11 protein-coding genes are annotated in these 14371 nt (G+C 54.4%); 5 read left to right on the top strand and 6 right to left on the bottom strand.

What is annotated here, in order from left to right; genetic code table 11:
* Positions 1-124: 124 nt before the first annotated feature.
* The 3 genes from ACN0YD_RS05225 to ACN0YD_RS05215 form a co-directional block, all read right to left on the bottom strand.
* The gene (locus tag ACN0YD_RS05225) at positions 125-925 is read right to left on the bottom strand and encodes a DNA-binding domain-containing protein (protein ID WP_417317592.1); all 801 of its coding nucleotides are present in this window, start codon (positions 923-925) and stop codon (positions 125-127) included.
* Complete coding sequence (locus ACN0YD_RS05220; RefSeq protein WP_417317591.1) at positions 922-1758, bottom strand: DUF692 domain-containing protein; 837 nt, start codon at positions 1756-1758, stop codon at positions 922-924. Before ACN0YD_RS05220 ends, ACN0YD_RS05225 begins: the two co-directional genes overlap by 4 nt.
* 66 nt (positions 1759-1824) lie before the next feature.
* Entirely contained in the window at positions 1825-2082 is a 258-nt protein-coding gene (locus tag ACN0YD_RS05215) for a hypothetical protein (protein ID WP_417317590.1), read from the bottom strand.
* Between the two features lie 506 nt (positions 2083-2588).
* Between ACN0YD_RS05215 and ACN0YD_RS05210 the strand changes: the two genes are divergently transcribed.
* The 5 genes from ACN0YD_RS05210 to ACN0YD_RS05190 all read left to right on the top strand — a co-directional run bounded on the left by ACN0YD_RS05210 (position 2589) and on the right by ACN0YD_RS05190 (position 9752).
* The gene (locus ACN0YD_RS05210; RefSeq protein WP_417317589.1) at positions 2589-3446 is read left to right on the top strand and encodes a mechanosensitive ion channel family protein; all 858 of its coding nucleotides are present in this window, start codon (positions 2589-2591) and stop codon (positions 3444-3446) included.
* A gap of 144 nt (positions 3447-3590) precedes the next feature.
* Positions 3591-6710, top strand: a complete 3120-nt coding sequence (locus ACN0YD_RS05205; RefSeq protein ID WP_417317588.1) for an efflux RND transporter permease subunit — start codon at positions 3591-3593, stop codon at positions 6708-6710.
* A complete protein-coding gene (locus tag ACN0YD_RS05200; RefSeq protein ID WP_417317587.1) occupies positions 6707-7807 on the top strand; it encodes an efflux RND transporter periplasmic adaptor subunit in 1101 nt (366 codons plus the stop codon). The genes ACN0YD_RS05205 and ACN0YD_RS05200 overlap by 4 nt, the downstream gene beginning before the upstream one ends.
* A 29-nt stretch (positions 7808-7836) precedes the next feature.
* Positions 7837-8946 carry a sensor histidine kinase gene (locus ACN0YD_RS05195; protein ID WP_417317586.1) on the top strand — a complete coding sequence of 370 codons (1110 nt, stop codon included), beginning with the start codon at positions 7837-7839 and terminating at the stop codon, positions 8944-8946.
* Positions 8943-9752, top strand: a complete 810-nt coding sequence (locus ACN0YD_RS05190) for a LytR/AlgR family response regulator transcription factor (protein WP_417317585.1) — start codon at positions 8943-8945, stop codon at positions 9750-9752. The genes ACN0YD_RS05195 and ACN0YD_RS05190 overlap by 4 nt, the downstream gene beginning before the upstream one ends.
* A gap of 5 nt (positions 9753-9757) precedes the next feature.
* Here the strand turns inward: ACN0YD_RS05190 and ACN0YD_RS05185 are convergent, their stop codons facing one another.
* From ACN0YD_RS05185 to ACN0YD_RS05175, 3 genes are read right to left on the bottom strand one after another with little or no spacing between them, the layout of a single operon-like run.
* Complete coding sequence (locus ACN0YD_RS05185; protein ID WP_417317584.1) at positions 9758-10177, bottom strand: hypothetical protein; 420 nt, start codon at positions 10175-10177, stop codon at positions 9758-9760.
* 19 nt (positions 10178-10196) lie between these two features.
* Positions 10197-12683: a penicillin acylase family protein gene (locus ACN0YD_RS05180; RefSeq protein ID WP_417317583.1), complete on the bottom strand. Its 2487-nt coding sequence runs from the start codon at positions 12681-12683 to the stop codon at positions 10197-10199.
* 24 nt (positions 12684-12707) lie between these two features.
* On the bottom strand, positions 12708-14369 hold the full coding sequence (locus ACN0YD_RS05175; RefSeq protein WP_417317582.1) for a Na/Pi cotransporter family protein: 1662 nt from the start codon (positions 14367-14369) through the stop codon (positions 12708-12710).
* Between the last annotated feature and the right edge of the window lie 2 nt (positions 14370-14371).

The raw sequence follows: 14371 nt of genomic DNA, 5'->3' as shown, positions 1-14371 counted from the left end.
AAGACCCATCAGGCAATGACCCATCTGATCCCGTTGCCGGCACCTTCTGTTTCCCATGCCCCGATCAAAAAGGAAAATCACAGCTCATCACATTCGCGGTGAAATTTCGTGAGGTTACGTGATGTCAGGCAAAATTGGCGTGATCGAAACCACAGATGAGTCCTTCTGAGACCCAGGTCTTCAGATACTCCGCCGCTTTCAATGGCGCATTATCGCCATGATAATAATCAAGAATTTCACAAAGAACGGGGAAATCCGCCCCGTGCCGCGCCCGTTCCAGTGTTTCCGCCTCATCACGTTCCAGTGAGCGAAAGTAACTGACCATGTCATGCCGCCACTGCATCACCGGCACGGTTTCAGTGTTTTTTTGCGGCATGATCTGTTCTATATCCCCCCCGTCTTCCCGTTGTGTGACCGCCGACCAGACTGCGGGAACATTCCAGGCAAACTCGCCCAGCCGCAGAGAGGGATGAAAATCAAACCGGAGGGTGGTCCAGTGTTGCGGCGCCAGGGCGGCAACGTCCTCAACAGTGACGGGAAACCTGTCCGCAGAATCGAACACCTCCAGAAAAGCCCATTCAAATTGAGCCATTTCCCCCAGAAATGGCTGATCGCAAAAAGCATCCCCCCGCAAAAATTCCGCCATATGGCGGCCAAAAAAACGAAGCGATGGATGGTCCGACGGGAAGGCGGATATATAGGCGTCGCAGACCGCCCGGAACTGGTCATCGCCCAACATGGCATGGAGGGCGGGAAAATCCTTTTCAAGAGTCTCCCTGAGACGGGCGCCATAGGCATGGGCGTAAATTGCCAGTCGGCGCTCGGGGGTAATCCGCCCGCCTTCCGCGATATCAGGCAATATCCCGTCCGTACCCGCCAAGACGGAGGCTTGAAACAGCTGTTGCAGGTCTTTCAGGCTGCTCACGACAAGACCTCCTGCCCTATTCTGCGCGCGGTTTCCAGCTCTTCAAGCAATTCACCAAAGGGCGGAATATTGTCATCCCGCTCGATCATGGTGGCAACAGGGCCGAACATCTGCAAGGCCTGACGGTACAGCTGCCAGACATCACCGGGCACATCCTGGTCATGGGTATCGATAATATAGTCGCCGTTGTGCTGATGCCCGGCCAGATGGAACTGCCGAACCCGCTCCGCCGGCATGGCCTCCAGGTAATCAGACGGGTCGAAATTATGATTGAAAGCGCTAACGAATATATTGTTGATATCCAGCAGGATCAGACAGTCGGCGCGATTGGCCATCTCGGCGATGAAATCCCATTCCGTCATGTCGGATTTTTTATAGGTCAGGTAACTGGATACATTTTCCAGCAGGATCTGCCGCCCGAGATAATCCTGCACCCGGCAAACCCGCTCGACCACATGATCCAGCGCATCCGCGCTGTAGGGTAATGGCATCAGGTCATGAAGATTATGCCCACCCTGCCCGGTCCAGCATAAATGATCGGAAATCCAGCGGGGCTCAATCCGTTCGGCCAACGCCTTTAGCGCCGCCATATAGTCCATATCGAGGGGATCGGTAGAACCAATGGAAAGGGAAACACCGTGCATGACCAACGGATAACGTTCCGCAATCCTGTCCAGATAATGGAGAGGCTTGCCACCGGGAACCATGTAGTTTTCCGAAATAATTTCGAACCAGTCCACACCATGGGCGGCATTGCTGTCCATCGACAGAATGTCTTCATAGTGGTCCGGTCTCAGTCCCAGACCATATCCCAGAGAATGTTCTTTAGTCATTGTGTCCACGAAAATAGCGGCCTTTTGCAGCCGCTATTTTAACCGGTTTCGAAGAATGAAGCAGAATTATTTCTTTTCGGCCTTGCCGCCGATATTCTTGCAGGCTTCCTCGGACATCACAACAAAACCCTGCCCCTTGCAAGCGGCGTGTCCCTTGCAGGCATTACTTGCCGTTTTACAGTCATTGTGTCCCTTGCAGGCATTCACACCGTGACATTTAACCTTCGCTCCCTCGCCCGCCGTGGCAGTGGCAGGCGCGGCGGCAAAAAGCCCGGCCGCAGCAACGGCCATAGCAAGACCAGCTGTTTTCATTGATGTGCTCATATTTTATTCCTTTTTGAATGTTGATGCGCGTTATCGAATGGATAGCATTCAAGTCATAACAAATGCACCGAACGCCATACAGTCACAGCCGTTCACATGTTCGTGTGCACCTGGTCCTGAATAAAAATCGTTTTTAATAATAATTCTTATTTACATTATTAAAAAGGCCTGTATATTGAGACTCACCAACAGGAAATGGTGATACTTAATGGGGAGCAACATTGGTATTGCCAAAGCGGAAGGTCCTTTTTGGTCTTTTTAGGATCTTCCGCTTTTTCCTGTCTGGTATATATACCCTATAAATACCCTGACCTGGCATATGACCAATCCACCCATCCAAACCCAACATATGCCAGGTCCCTCCCCCCTTACAAAATCACAAAAATATAGTATATTTGCCCTAATCCATCCTTTTCTCTATTAGCTGTTGCTTTTGTTAGTATTTTTCTAATAATCATGTTCACACTTTCTTAACTATAAATCGGGAACACCCGAAAGGACTTATCATGGACGAAAATGTACAGGAAAAAGCCATGGAACATATGGATACCATCATGTTCTATGTTCAAACCTACGGAATGAATGTACTGTTTGCCTTGCTTACTCTGATCATCGGTTGGATGATCGCCAACTGGGCCAAGAATGCCACCAAGCGGATGCTCGGAAAAAGCGAAAAAGTGGATACAACACTGACGTCCTTTTTTGCCAGCCTGGTACGCTATATCATTTTGATTTTTACTGTAATCGCGGTACTGGGCCGATTTGGCGTTGAAACCGCAAGTCTGATCGCCATTGTCGGTGCTGCTTCCCTCGCAATCGGCCTGGCCCTGCAGGGCACACTCAGCAATGTTGCTTCCGGCGTCATGCTGCTGATTTTCCGTCCCTTCAAGGTAGGCGACTTCATTGAAGGCGCTGGACATGCCGGCGTGATCAAAAATCTGGGCCTGTTTGTCACGGAAATGGCAACTGGCGACAACGTACAGATCATTGTGCCAAACAGTGCTATCTGGGGATCCTCCATCAAGAACTACAGCCATCATGCGACACGTCGCGTCGACTTGCTGATTGGCATTGGTTACGGCGACAATATCGATGACGCCCTTAAAGCCATCGGAGAAGTCCTGGATGCGGACGACCGGGTATTGAAAGACCCTGAACCCGCCATGTTCGTGGGTGAACTGGCTGACAGTTCTGTGAACCTCGTCGTCAGGGCCTGGACTGCCAACAGCAATTACTGGCCGCTGAAAGCCGCCCTGACCAAAAACATCAAGCACAAACTGGATGACAAGGGTATCAACATTCCCTATCCGCAAATGGATATGCATGTGATTTCCATGCCGGAAAAGAGCGAAAAAACCGCCTGATTCCTGCCTTAGAGCCGTTCGACAGAGCCGTTCGTCGCCAATTTCGAACGGCTCATCGCAAAGCAGTTCTTATTGTATAAAATCCCCTGTACCCCTAATGGTGACGCTATCTAAAAGACACCTTTAAAGGGACAGGGGATTGCTATGAACTGGACAGAAAAAAGCCTGAAAAATCCGGCAGTCGTTGCCGTGGTAGTGGCTATTATCTTTCTTTTCGGGGCCTTCAGTATCAGCAAGCTGCCGATCCAGCTTTTCCCCAATATCGAATACCCGGAAGTATCCATCTTCACACCCTGGCGCGCCGCTTCGCCAATTGAGGTTGAATCTGAAATCACCGAACCCCTGGAGGATGTTCTCCAGGGTATCCCCGGTCTGGAAGAAATGAACATCTATTCCAACCAGGGTGGTGCCTGGACCAACCTCAGGTTTGGTATCTCCACCAATATGGACCGCACCCTTCTGGATGTCATCAGCCGGCTTAACAGGCTTCCTCCCCTGCCCGCAGATGCAGACCAGCCCATGCTGCACATGGGGGGCGGTGGTGCGGGAGGCGAGCGTCTGATCTTTTATTTCGTCCAGAAACTGCCCGACAACCCCAACAGTGTCGAAGACTATATGCAATTCGTCAATGACACGCTTATTCCCCGTATCGAGGCACTGGAAGGCGTTTCGCGTGTCGATAATGAAACCAACATGCCCGAAGAAGAGGTTCAGATTATTTTCGACCCCTTCAAGGCCGCCCAGTTGAATGTCCAGATCCCCCGCGTTGCCCAGCTTGCCGGTCAGTCCCGGGACGTATCGGGTGGCACCATCGAGGACGGCCGCCGTCGCTACACCCTGCGCTTCCAGGGGCGTTATACACCGGAATATCTGAGCAACATGATTCTGGAATGGCGGAACGGCACCCCGATCCGCCTTGGCGACATCGCCGAAATCAAGGTGCAGAGAGGGCTCCTGACCGATGTGGGCATTCAGAACGGCAATCCCGCCCTGTCCCTGAATATTTTCAAGGAAAATGGCGCGAATACACTTGCGACAATTGAACGGGTCAACGCCCTCGCGGACGAGCTGAATGCCACCATCCTCAAGGAAAAAGGACTGATCATGCAGAAGTCCTTTGACCCCTCGGTCTTTATCAAACGGGCGATTGGCCTGCTGAGCTCCAACCTGCTGATCGGGATCGCCTTCGCCGTGGGTATTCTCTGGTGGTTCCTGCGTCAGACCCGGGCAACATTTATTATCGCCACAACCATCCCGGTTTGCCTTCTTGCCACCTTCGTCGTCCTGCAGCTGACCGGCCGCAGCCTGAATGTGATTTCCCTGGCCGGGCTCGCTTTCGCTACCGGCATGGTACTTGATGCCGCCATCGTGGTGATGGAGAACATCTGCCGGCTCAGGGAAAAGGGGCTCAAGGATACCGACGCCTGCCAGGTCGGCGCCGGGCAGGTCTGGGGAGCGCTTCTGGCCTCTACCGCCACAACGGTGGCGATCTTTATCCCCGTCCTGTTCCTCGAGGATGTGGAAGGGCAGCTATTTGCAGACCTGGCGCTGACCATCGCCATCGCCGTAAGCTTTTCTCTCGTGGTGGCGGTGACAGTTCTTCCTGTGGCCAACAAACACTTCATGCGCGGGAAGATGCCCGAAGACCGCAACCTGGTCACCTGGAAACGCATGTCTGCCGGTATCATGAAAATCACCAACACGCCGAAAAAGCGTTACGGCTGGATTTTCGGCCTGATCGGTGTGTCACTACTCAGCAGCTATCTCATGTTCCCGAAAATGGACTATCTGCCGCCGGTGAAACGTGACGCTGTGGATATGTTCCTGCAGATCCCGCCCGGGACTTCATCCGACGTGTTGCGCAACGAAATTGCGGCAACCATTGTTGAGCGCCTTGATCCCTATATGAAAGGCGAAAAGCAACCTGCGCTCAGGAACTATTACCTTCTCACCTGGAACGGTGGTCAGGGCGCCACCATCGGCATCCGCGCCAAGGACCAGGGCATGATCAAGGAACTGGAACGGGTTGTGAAGGAAGAAATCACCGTTGGCCTGCCTGATGTCCAGGCCTTTGGCGGCCAAGGGAATCTGTTCGGCGGTTTTGGCGGCAACGGCAGCATTGAAATCAATCTCCAGTCCTCTGATGATATGGTGCTTGCAGAAGCCACAGAAAAAACCACACAGCTTCTTCGGGAGGTTATGCCCGAAGCCATGGTGCAGTCCCGGCAATCAGGAGAACAGACCCAGCCACAGCTCAATATCATCCCCAATGACAGGCGTATCCAGGAAGCCGGCTGGCATCGCAATGATGTCGCCCGGGTGGTACAAACCCTGGGTACCGGCCTCTATGTAGGCGAGTATTTCGACGGGGAAAAACGGATGAACATCATCCTGAAAACCTCTCCCAACAGTAACGGTGAAGCCCTGGCCGCCATTCCGCTGGCCACCACAAGCGGTGGCGTCATGCAGCTTGGAGAACTGGCGGATATTCAGGCCACCGTTGGTCCCCAGTTTATAAAAAGAACCAATGGCCGGCGCACCAGCTCCATCGAGGTGGTGCCGCCGAAAGGCATGGCACTCCAGGAAGCACTGGAGATTATCCAGGCAAAAGTTGAACCGGTTGCCCGGGAAGTGCTTGGTGACGAAGGCAGCGTCATTTACGGCGGCAGCGCCAACCAGTTGAAAAAAGCCATCGGCAGCCTGGGCACCAACTTCCTGCTCGCCTTTGGCTTGCTGTTCCTGATCCTGGCGGCCCTGTTTAAATCGCCACGGGATGCCGCGCTGGTGATTATCTCCATACCGCTGGCCACTGTCGGCGGAGTTGCCGCCATACGGCTCCTGAACCTGATCACTTTCCAGCCGCTGGACCTGTTGACAATGATCGGATTTATCATCCTGCTTGGCCTTGTGGTCAATAACGCCATCCTGCTAGTGGTCCAGACCCGCAAGGCCGAAAGTGAAGGCAGCGAGCGCAGTGAAGCTGTGCAAGCGGCTCTGGAGCTGCGCATGCGGCCGATCCTGATGAGCACCCTGACCAGCATCGTCGGCATGTTGCCGCTGCTGCTGTTTCCCGGGGAAGGTAGTGCCATTTACCGCGGCCTCGCCGCCAGTATTGTCGGCGGCATGACGGTAAGCACCATCTTTACCCTCTTGTTGATGCCCAGCCTTCTCCAGCTTGGCAGTACAACCCTGCGTCCGCGCGTTGTATTCAGCAAACAAAATGAAAAAGAAGAAGATAAAAAAATGATAGGAGTGGGAGAATGACCCTTTCAACTGCAATCACCAACCGGATGAGTGGACGCCTCTGCCTGATACTGGCGCTGTTTCTGGCGCTAATTCTGTCGCTGGCATTCATTGTCCCCGCCCAGGCGCAGGACCAGCCCAAGCCCCGGGTGGTGGTCGGCAACGTGGTCAATACGGAAATGTCCCCTACCCTGACGGTACCGGGCAGCGTCATCAGCATGCATGATTCCCGCCTTGCCGCAGAAACCTCCGCCACCGTCGACTGGGTGGCCGAAGTAGGCACCCAGGTAAAAAAAGGTGACCCCGTCGCCCGCCTGAACAGGCGCCTGCTGACCCTGGACCTGGCCAACCGGGAAGCGGAAATAAAAAGCACGGAAGCCCAGATCACCTATCGCCGGAAAGATGTTGTCCGGCTGGAAAAACTTCTGCAAAAGAACACGATTTCAGAAGCCCGCTATGACGAGGCTGTTTCCAACCTGGCCGTTCTCCAGCAGCAGCTGGAACAGGCAAGGGCGGAACGGGACCGTACGGCCTATCTGCTGGACCAGAGTGTAATCCGCGCCCCTGTCCCCGGCTGGGTCGTTGAGCGTTTCATTTCCGTCGGGGAATATGTGAGTGCCGGCAGTGAAGTGGTTCGGCTGGTGGATACCAAAGAGACGGAAATCACCGCTCAGGCCCCCCTCTCCCTCGTCAGCGGATTGAAAGCGGGCATGGAAATCGCCGTCTCCAACGGCAACGAAACCATTACCACCCCGATCCGGGCCATCATCCCGGTGGGTGACAATGTTAGCCGCATGGTGGAAATCCGGCTGGAAATACCTGAAAACTTGTGGATAATAGGGTCTGCCGTAAGGGTAAACCTGCCCAAGGACCTGCCGCGCAGAGTGACAGCCATCCCCAAGGATGCCCTGATCATTCGAACCGGTCGTCAGTTTGTCTTCAGGGTCAATAATGAGGGCAAATCGGAAACGATCGCCGTCAGAACCGGGGCAATCGCCGATGACCTGATCGAGGTGCAGAGCGGGCTGAAGGCAGGTGACAGGGTGATCATCCGCGGTGGAGAGACCCTGAAGGCAGGCCAGGACGTGGAGATCGTCGTAGCGAACGATCTGTCCTGACGCAACCAGTAACAGGGATACCAGATCGTTTGAAAGACAAACTCAGAAATATCATCCAGTATAAGGAAAGCATTTTCTGGCTGCTGCAGATCAGCGGCTGGATTGCTTTTTGCGCCATCCGCACACTCAATGGCTATGCCCATGGCCGCGACCCGGAATATTTCTATGCCACCCTGTTCGGCACCCTGGGCGGATTCATCATCACCCTGGGCCTGCGCTACATTTACCAGAAACTCAGGTCAGTATCCCCGCCCCCTGTCACCATGCTGCTGTCGGTGACCACCGCCGTGGTGATCGGTTCACTGATCTTTTCGACGGTGGAGGTCTGGACCTATGTGCAGACTTACGAACCGGACTGGAACCCCCGGGGCTGGGAGTTTCTCTCCAACGCGCTCTACGACGTGTTTGTATTGCTGACCTGGACCGGCCTCTATTTCATCATCAACAACCAGATCGAACTGCAGGAGCAACGGGAAAAATACCTGCATGCCATGGCCGAGGCCCATCAGGCCCAGCTTAAAATGCTGCGTTACCAGCTGAACCCCCATTTCCTGTTCAATACGCTGAACGCCATTTCCACACTGGTGCTGGACAAGCAGACCAAAGAAGCCAACAACATGCTGTCCAAGCTCTCGGCCTTCCTGCGCTTCAGCCTGGTCAGTCAGCCCATGCAGAAAATGACCGTGGATGAGGAACTTTACGCCCTGTGGCTCTATCTGGATATCGAAAGGGTGCGTTTCCAGGACCGGCTCGAGCTTGATTTCGAGGTCGAGGACGAGGCCCGTCAGGCGCTGCTCCCCAGCCTTTTGTTGCAGCCGCTTGTGGAGAACGCCATCAAATACGCCATCGCCCCGCTGGAAAACGGCGGCAGCATCATGCTCCGCGCGAAAGTTGAGGACAACCAGCTGGTGATCGTGCTTTCCGACAAAGGCCCCGGCCTGCAGGAACACCGGGACGACGGTTTTTCCTCCAGCGGTGTGGGCATCGCCAACACACGCAACCGGCTGGAACAGCTTTATCCCGAGGAACATGAATTTGACATCGGCCCCAATTCACCCACAGGGCTGAAAATCACCATCAAGATTCCCTACGAAGTCAAAGAAACAAATGAAGACAAACTGTCCGAGGTCGCAGAATGACAAAAAAAATAAGAACCCTGCTGGTAGATGACGAACCCCTGGCCCTGCGCGGCCTGCAGATCCGGCTCGAGGAATTCGACGATATCGAACTCACCGCTACCTGCGCCAACGGCCGGGAGGCCATCAAGGCAATCCGGACGGAAAAACCGGACCTGGTGTTCCTTGATATCCAGATGCCGGGCTTTGACGGCTTTGCCGTTGTCAAAAGCCTGATCCGGGAGGAACTGCCGCTGATCATCTTTGTCACCGCCTATGACAATTACGCCATTCAGGCCTTTGAGTCCCACGCGCTCGATTATCTTCTGAAGCCTGTGGAGGAAGAACGGCTCGCCCAGAGCATCCAGCGGGTGCGCGAACAGTTGTCCGACCGGATTGCCATCGAGCAGAACGCAAGACTTGTGGATCTGATGCGCTCCATGGTCGAACCGCCCGAAGAACTTTCGGAAATCATCAACAATTCGGAACTCTCCCCCCATTCGCCTTACGAGAGCCATCTCAGCATCAAGGATCGGGGCCAGATCACCCGGGTCGATGTCAGCACCATCGACTGGATCGACGCGGCCGGCGACTATATGTGCCTGCATGCGGAGGGTAAAACCCATATCCTGCGCGAAACCATGAAAAATATGGTGAAAAGGCTGAATCCGGAGATTTTCCAGCGCATCCACCGCTCCACCATCATCAACCTTACCAAAGTCAGGGAACTACGCCCGACCTCAGGCGGGAAATATGAAATCCTGCTCGACGGCGGCGCCGAGCTGCAGGTCAGCCGCAACTACCGGGATGTGATTGCACGGTTCTTGTGAGGGAGTTATTGCGGGGTTTTAAGAAGCCTGTTCATCCAGCCGTAGGTTAGGCCGCCAATCAATCCCACGATCGGGGCGAGATACAGAAACGTATTTGCAGTCACTGTTCCATTAAAAATATACAGTGCTGTTCCAACCGCCACAAACACGGCTAAAATTGGCTCCGTAAACTTCCGTTTTATTCCCCTACGCCATAATAACAATTCAAATACAGTGACAAAAGGCGCTGTTATGCAGGTCAATAACACAGTCCACTCCACTGAAGCTGAGAAATAGCCTAGCGGATTAAAGTTTGGTAATTCACCCTCAATAAGTATCCCCCCGTTAAGAACAGCAAGCCCCGCAACGAACGATGCTATGACCAAAGCCACACCAGACTTAAGCAGTATTTGCATAAATCTTATTCTCAAACTATCTGTAGCCATTCTTCCCCCACTATTCAGATCAATACTCCAGCACTATAGTCGATTTGGCGGCTTTTTTCACTTCCTTCTCGCTGAAGGGCAACGCCTTGTAACGGAAGCTTTCATAAAGCCCCATCTGGTCGTTGAAATGTTTGTGCTCCGTGCCATCGGGAGCGATAAAGCCGCTTTGGCCCGGGGCGACCACATCCTTTGACGTAATACCCTTGTCACTCATCACCACGACATTATTCTCCGAGCCGCGGTTCATGTTGATATAGGCGGCCTTGGCATGCTCCGGCGTGGTCTGGGGAATGCCATAAAAGTTATAGGCGCGGAAGATCTGCTTCGCCACCGGCAGCAACCAGCCAGCCATATCCCCGCCGAAGCGGTTGCTGAGCGCGATTCCGCTTTCCCGGAGCGCCTTGCGGATCAGGGCATTTTTGTCTTTGCCGTTGAAGAAATCATAAGTCTGGGGCACCCCGGCCTCTTCCCCTTGCAGGGCATTGAACAGTACCCGGGCGCCGGGCGAGACATTGACCGAGGCGGTCATCGGCTCGGTCGCATAGCCCGGTGAAGCATAGAAATAGAAAAATTTCTCCCCCACATCATCCTTCAGGGTCTTGGCCAGCATCAGGGTCAGCCATTGATGCATGATGGCGTTGGCCGGACTGTCGTAATAGCCATCCCGCTCCCGGTCGGTCCAGGCCTTATCCCAGTCGGCAATCAGCTTCACCATGCGTTTTTCCGGGGCCTCGTCGGGGAGTGATGCCACCGCCCGCTCAAGATGCGGCAGGAAGAAACGCACATTGACATCAGCGAAGGAGCCGGTCTCGTTGACCTTCTCGATCTCCTTCACGGTCAGGCGGTCTTTCGCCTCCAACTCCCTGACCAGAACATTGACCCGGTCGGCTTTGGTCCAGATGAAATACCAGGGATCCGCATTATCCCATTTGTCGGAGGGTTTGTTGTTCCAGTTGACGATATAGCCCGTGTCCGGGTTATAGACTTGGGCATTGCTGGAGAATGGCTTCAGACCCTCCCATTCCATTTCCCCGGTGCCATCCGCTGGCAGGCGCGGGTCCTGGTCTTCGGGACGGCGGGGATATTTACCGCTGATCGCATAGCCGATGTTGCCGGCCTGATCCAGGTAATACCAATTGACCGACACGGCTGAACGGGAGGCAGCCTCTTTGAAGCTGTCCCAATCAGTGGCAGTATTTTCATCGACAAAGGCCATCAGGGTTTCAAGCTCCCGTCCCTCCCAGGTGCGCTTACGGCTGTAGGCAACTCCTTTTGCCTCATCCACCTGCTCCACGCCACCATGCACGGTACTATAGACCTCGATGGTGACAGGTTCCGCGCCCTTGACCCTGATGGTCTCAATGCGCTTATCCATCGCCCGGTATTCGCCCTGATAGAGATATTCGTGCGGATTGTCGGGATTGAGCTTTTCTGCATAGATATCCACCGTGTCGCCCATACCGGCGGTGCTGCCCCAGCTGATTTTGTCATTGCGGCCAAAAAAGACCGCGGGCGAGGCAAAATAGGCGTTACCGACCAGATCATAACCTGCGCCATGCAGACCCACATTATAAACGTAAGACGGGGTGATCGATCCGAACTGCGGCCCGTTCAGGAGTACGCCATTGACCCCTTTGGCCTTGTTTTTACCGACAATCCAGATGTTGGATGCAGAGGGATATCCGGCAGGACCGCTGAGACCGGTAGCGGCCAGTTCCCGGGCCCGGTAGGTTTTAGCCTGCTCCTCGGTGCCGTGGAAATAGCTCCCGTCCCGATCAAGGATCAGTTTCTGTTGCGTGGAACCAGCAAGGCCCGCCAAATAGGTCGGCATCTCACGCACCGCTGCATATTTCCCGGCATTTTTACCCGGCACTGTGGTCGGTGCTGTAGGATCGTTGATCCAGTTGGTCTGGTTGAAGATCTGCCAGCCGGTCTCCTTGCCATGGCGTGCAACAAGGTCATTGAGATAGGCCAGGTTCTCCAGCTCCGTATTGAAATCGGAAAAGCGGTGGGCGATGGCGCCGACAAAGACCATGGCCACATCCACGGCGGTCCATTTTGAAGGTGTAAAATCAAAGTCACTATATTCCCGGGGCAGCCATTTCTCCGGGGCTTTTTCCACCTCTTTGATCCAGGCATTCATGCCCGCCGCATAGCCATCAAGGATATCCCGACGCTCTTTCGGCAGCGCTGCAACCTGAGCCTTGATGGAGCGCAGATCAAAGGAGGCGCGAATTTTCTTGTCAAAGGGGAGATAGTCCGGGCCCAGCACTTCCGCCACCGTGCCCATGGCGGAGCGGCGGATCATCTCGATCTGGAAAAGCCGGTCCTGGGCCACCGCATAACCGTAACCATAAAACAGCCCGAAAGTCTCGTCCGCATAGATATGCGGCACACCGTAACTATCCCGAACAATCTTCACCGTGCCGGCCTCCACGGCATTGGTCTGTTGCCCGGCAAATGTCACCAGTAAAAGGAATGCACCCGCCCGTATGACATTTTTCATCGCTTACTCCCTAAACCCTTCTCTTTAAAATGCGCCGGCTTCCCCATTTTCCGGCCCTGTTTCTTCCATTTTATTATTGCTTTTTTTCAGGTCAATCATGTGGTCCGCCTTGGCCAGTTGTTCCACCAGGCGACGTGTACGGCTGAGCTGATCCAGCAGTTCATCCACCTCATCAATGGTGAGTTGCCGTTCAGCCGCCGCCCTGAGCAGACTTGATTTGGTTTCCTGATAGCTGGACTGAAACGTCCCTACAGCCTCCAGCCTCACATCCTGGGGCCGTATTCCGTCCTCTTCACGGCTGAAGTCCACAACGAATTTTTCCGTTACAGCCAGAAACTTCTGCAACTGTTCCCTGACCGCCCCCTGTGCCAAAGCATGGACGGAAAGCACCAATGTGCACAGGTTTGGTGCCATCCGCGCCACTTCTTCCAGATACCGGGTGGTCCGGATGGAGGATGGCAGATCCTCTGCCTGTTCCCGCGCCATACTCTCCATCCGCAGATGCAGGACAAAGTCGCTGATGGTCTTGCCGAGGCTATAAATGGCTTCGGCTTGTTTTTCGACAAGTCTCTCGCTACCGTTCCTGCTCTTTATGGCCAGAAGAGCCAGATTGCAGGACAGGTCATAGAGCCGGTCCAGTTCCTTCCAGATGGCGGACATCGCCAAAACCGGTGTTGCAGCCACAGTCTGGTCGAGAAACTGCGGGCGGCTGAGGGTTTCTTCCTGGGTCCTGAACATTTTTTCCAACACCGTGGTCAGTCGCCCCACAAACGGCGTTAACAACAAAACACCGAGAATATTGAAGGCGGTATGGAAAAAGGCCAGAAACGGCACCGGCTGGTCGGAAATGCCGATCAGGTGACCGGCCTTGGCGACAAACCAGATCACCAGCGGCAGCATGACCAGTGCCAGCAAACCTGTCAGGACGTTGAAGGCCACATGTCCGGCCGCAACTCTTTTCGCGTTTGGTGTAGCGTTGAGGGCCGCCAGGACCGCGGTTGAGGTGGTCCCTACATTAGCACCGATGATGGCAGCGGCAGCAACGTTTACGCCAACCACCCCTTCGCTGGCGGCCGTAAGGATTATGGCAATAGCCGCACTGGACGACTGGGTTAACACTGTAATGACAAAGCCGATAAGGACAAATATCCAGGCCCCGCCCACATCCTGGGTGGTAAAAATATCATTGCCGAAAGAATCCGCCACCCCGGAAAAGGCCGCTTTCAGTATCGACAAACCAAGGAAAAACAGGGCAAGGCCAATCATTGATTGGCCCAGCCCCTGAATACGCTTTCCCCCGGCCACATAGCGTATGATAACCCCCAGCGCCAGCATGGGCATGGACAGGGCCTCGATCTTGAAGCCGAACCCGATGATACTGACCAGCCAGCCGGTGATGGTGGTGCCCACATTGGAGCCGAAAATAACGCCGATTGCCTGTCTTAGGGTAAGTATCCCCGCATTGACAAAACCGATGGTCGCCACTGTTACCGCACTTGAAGACTGGACAAACCCGGTAATCAGGGCCCCGGTCAAAACCGCCCGGGTGACACTCGACGTCCAGTTCTGGAGAATGTTTTTAAGCGCGCTTCCGGCAAAAACCTTGAGCCCGTCCGTCATCATGGCCATGGCCATCATGAACAGGGCCAATCCCCCGGCGGCATTGAAAAGAATTTCCAGTGTCATGA

Origin of the sequence: Emcibacter sp. (genome assembly GCF_048269205.1) — a bacterium.
Lineage (GTDB): Bacteria > Pseudomonadota > Alphaproteobacteria > Sphingomonadales > Emcibacteraceae > Emcibacter.
Note: the sequence above shows the minus strand (reverse complement) of the source record. Positions and strands in the feature narration are given on the sequence as shown.

Bases quoted from the DNA above. Each gene is read 5' to 3' on its own strand.
- ACN0YD_RS05220 (WP_417317591.1), bottom strand. From the start codon at position 1,758: ATGACTAAAGAACATTCTCTGGGATATGGTCTGGGACTGAGACCGGAC.
- ACN0YD_RS05215 (WP_417317590.1), bottom strand. From the start codon at position 2,082: ATGAGCACATCAATGAAAACAGCTGGTCTTGCTATGGCCGTTGCTGCG.
- ACN0YD_RS05210 (WP_417317589.1), top strand. From the start codon at position 2,589: ATGGACGAAAATGTACAGGAAAAAGCCATGGAACATATGGATACCATC.
- ACN0YD_RS05205 (WP_417317588.1), top strand. From the start codon at position 3,591: ATGAACTGGACAGAAAAAAGCCTGAAAAATCCGGCAGTCGTTGCCGTG.
- ACN0YD_RS05200 (WP_417317587.1), top strand. From the start codon at position 6,707: ATGACCCTTTCAACTGCAATCACCAACCGGATGAGTGGACGCCTCTGC.
- ACN0YD_RS05190 (WP_417317585.1), top strand. From the start codon at position 8,943: ATGACAAAAAAAATAAGAACCCTGCTGGTAGATGACGAACCCCTGGCC.
- ACN0YD_RS05185 (WP_417317584.1), bottom strand. From the start codon at position 10,177: ATGGCTACAGATAGTTTGAGAATAAGATTTATGCAAATACTGCTTAAG.
- ACN0YD_RS05180 (WP_417317583.1), bottom strand. From the start codon at position 12,683: ATGAAAAATGTCATACGGGCGGGTGCATTCCTTTTACTGGTGACATTT.
- ACN0YD_RS05175 (WP_417317582.1), bottom strand. From the start codon at position 14,369: ATGACACTGGAAATTCTTTTCAATGCCGCCGGGGGATTGGCCCTGTTC.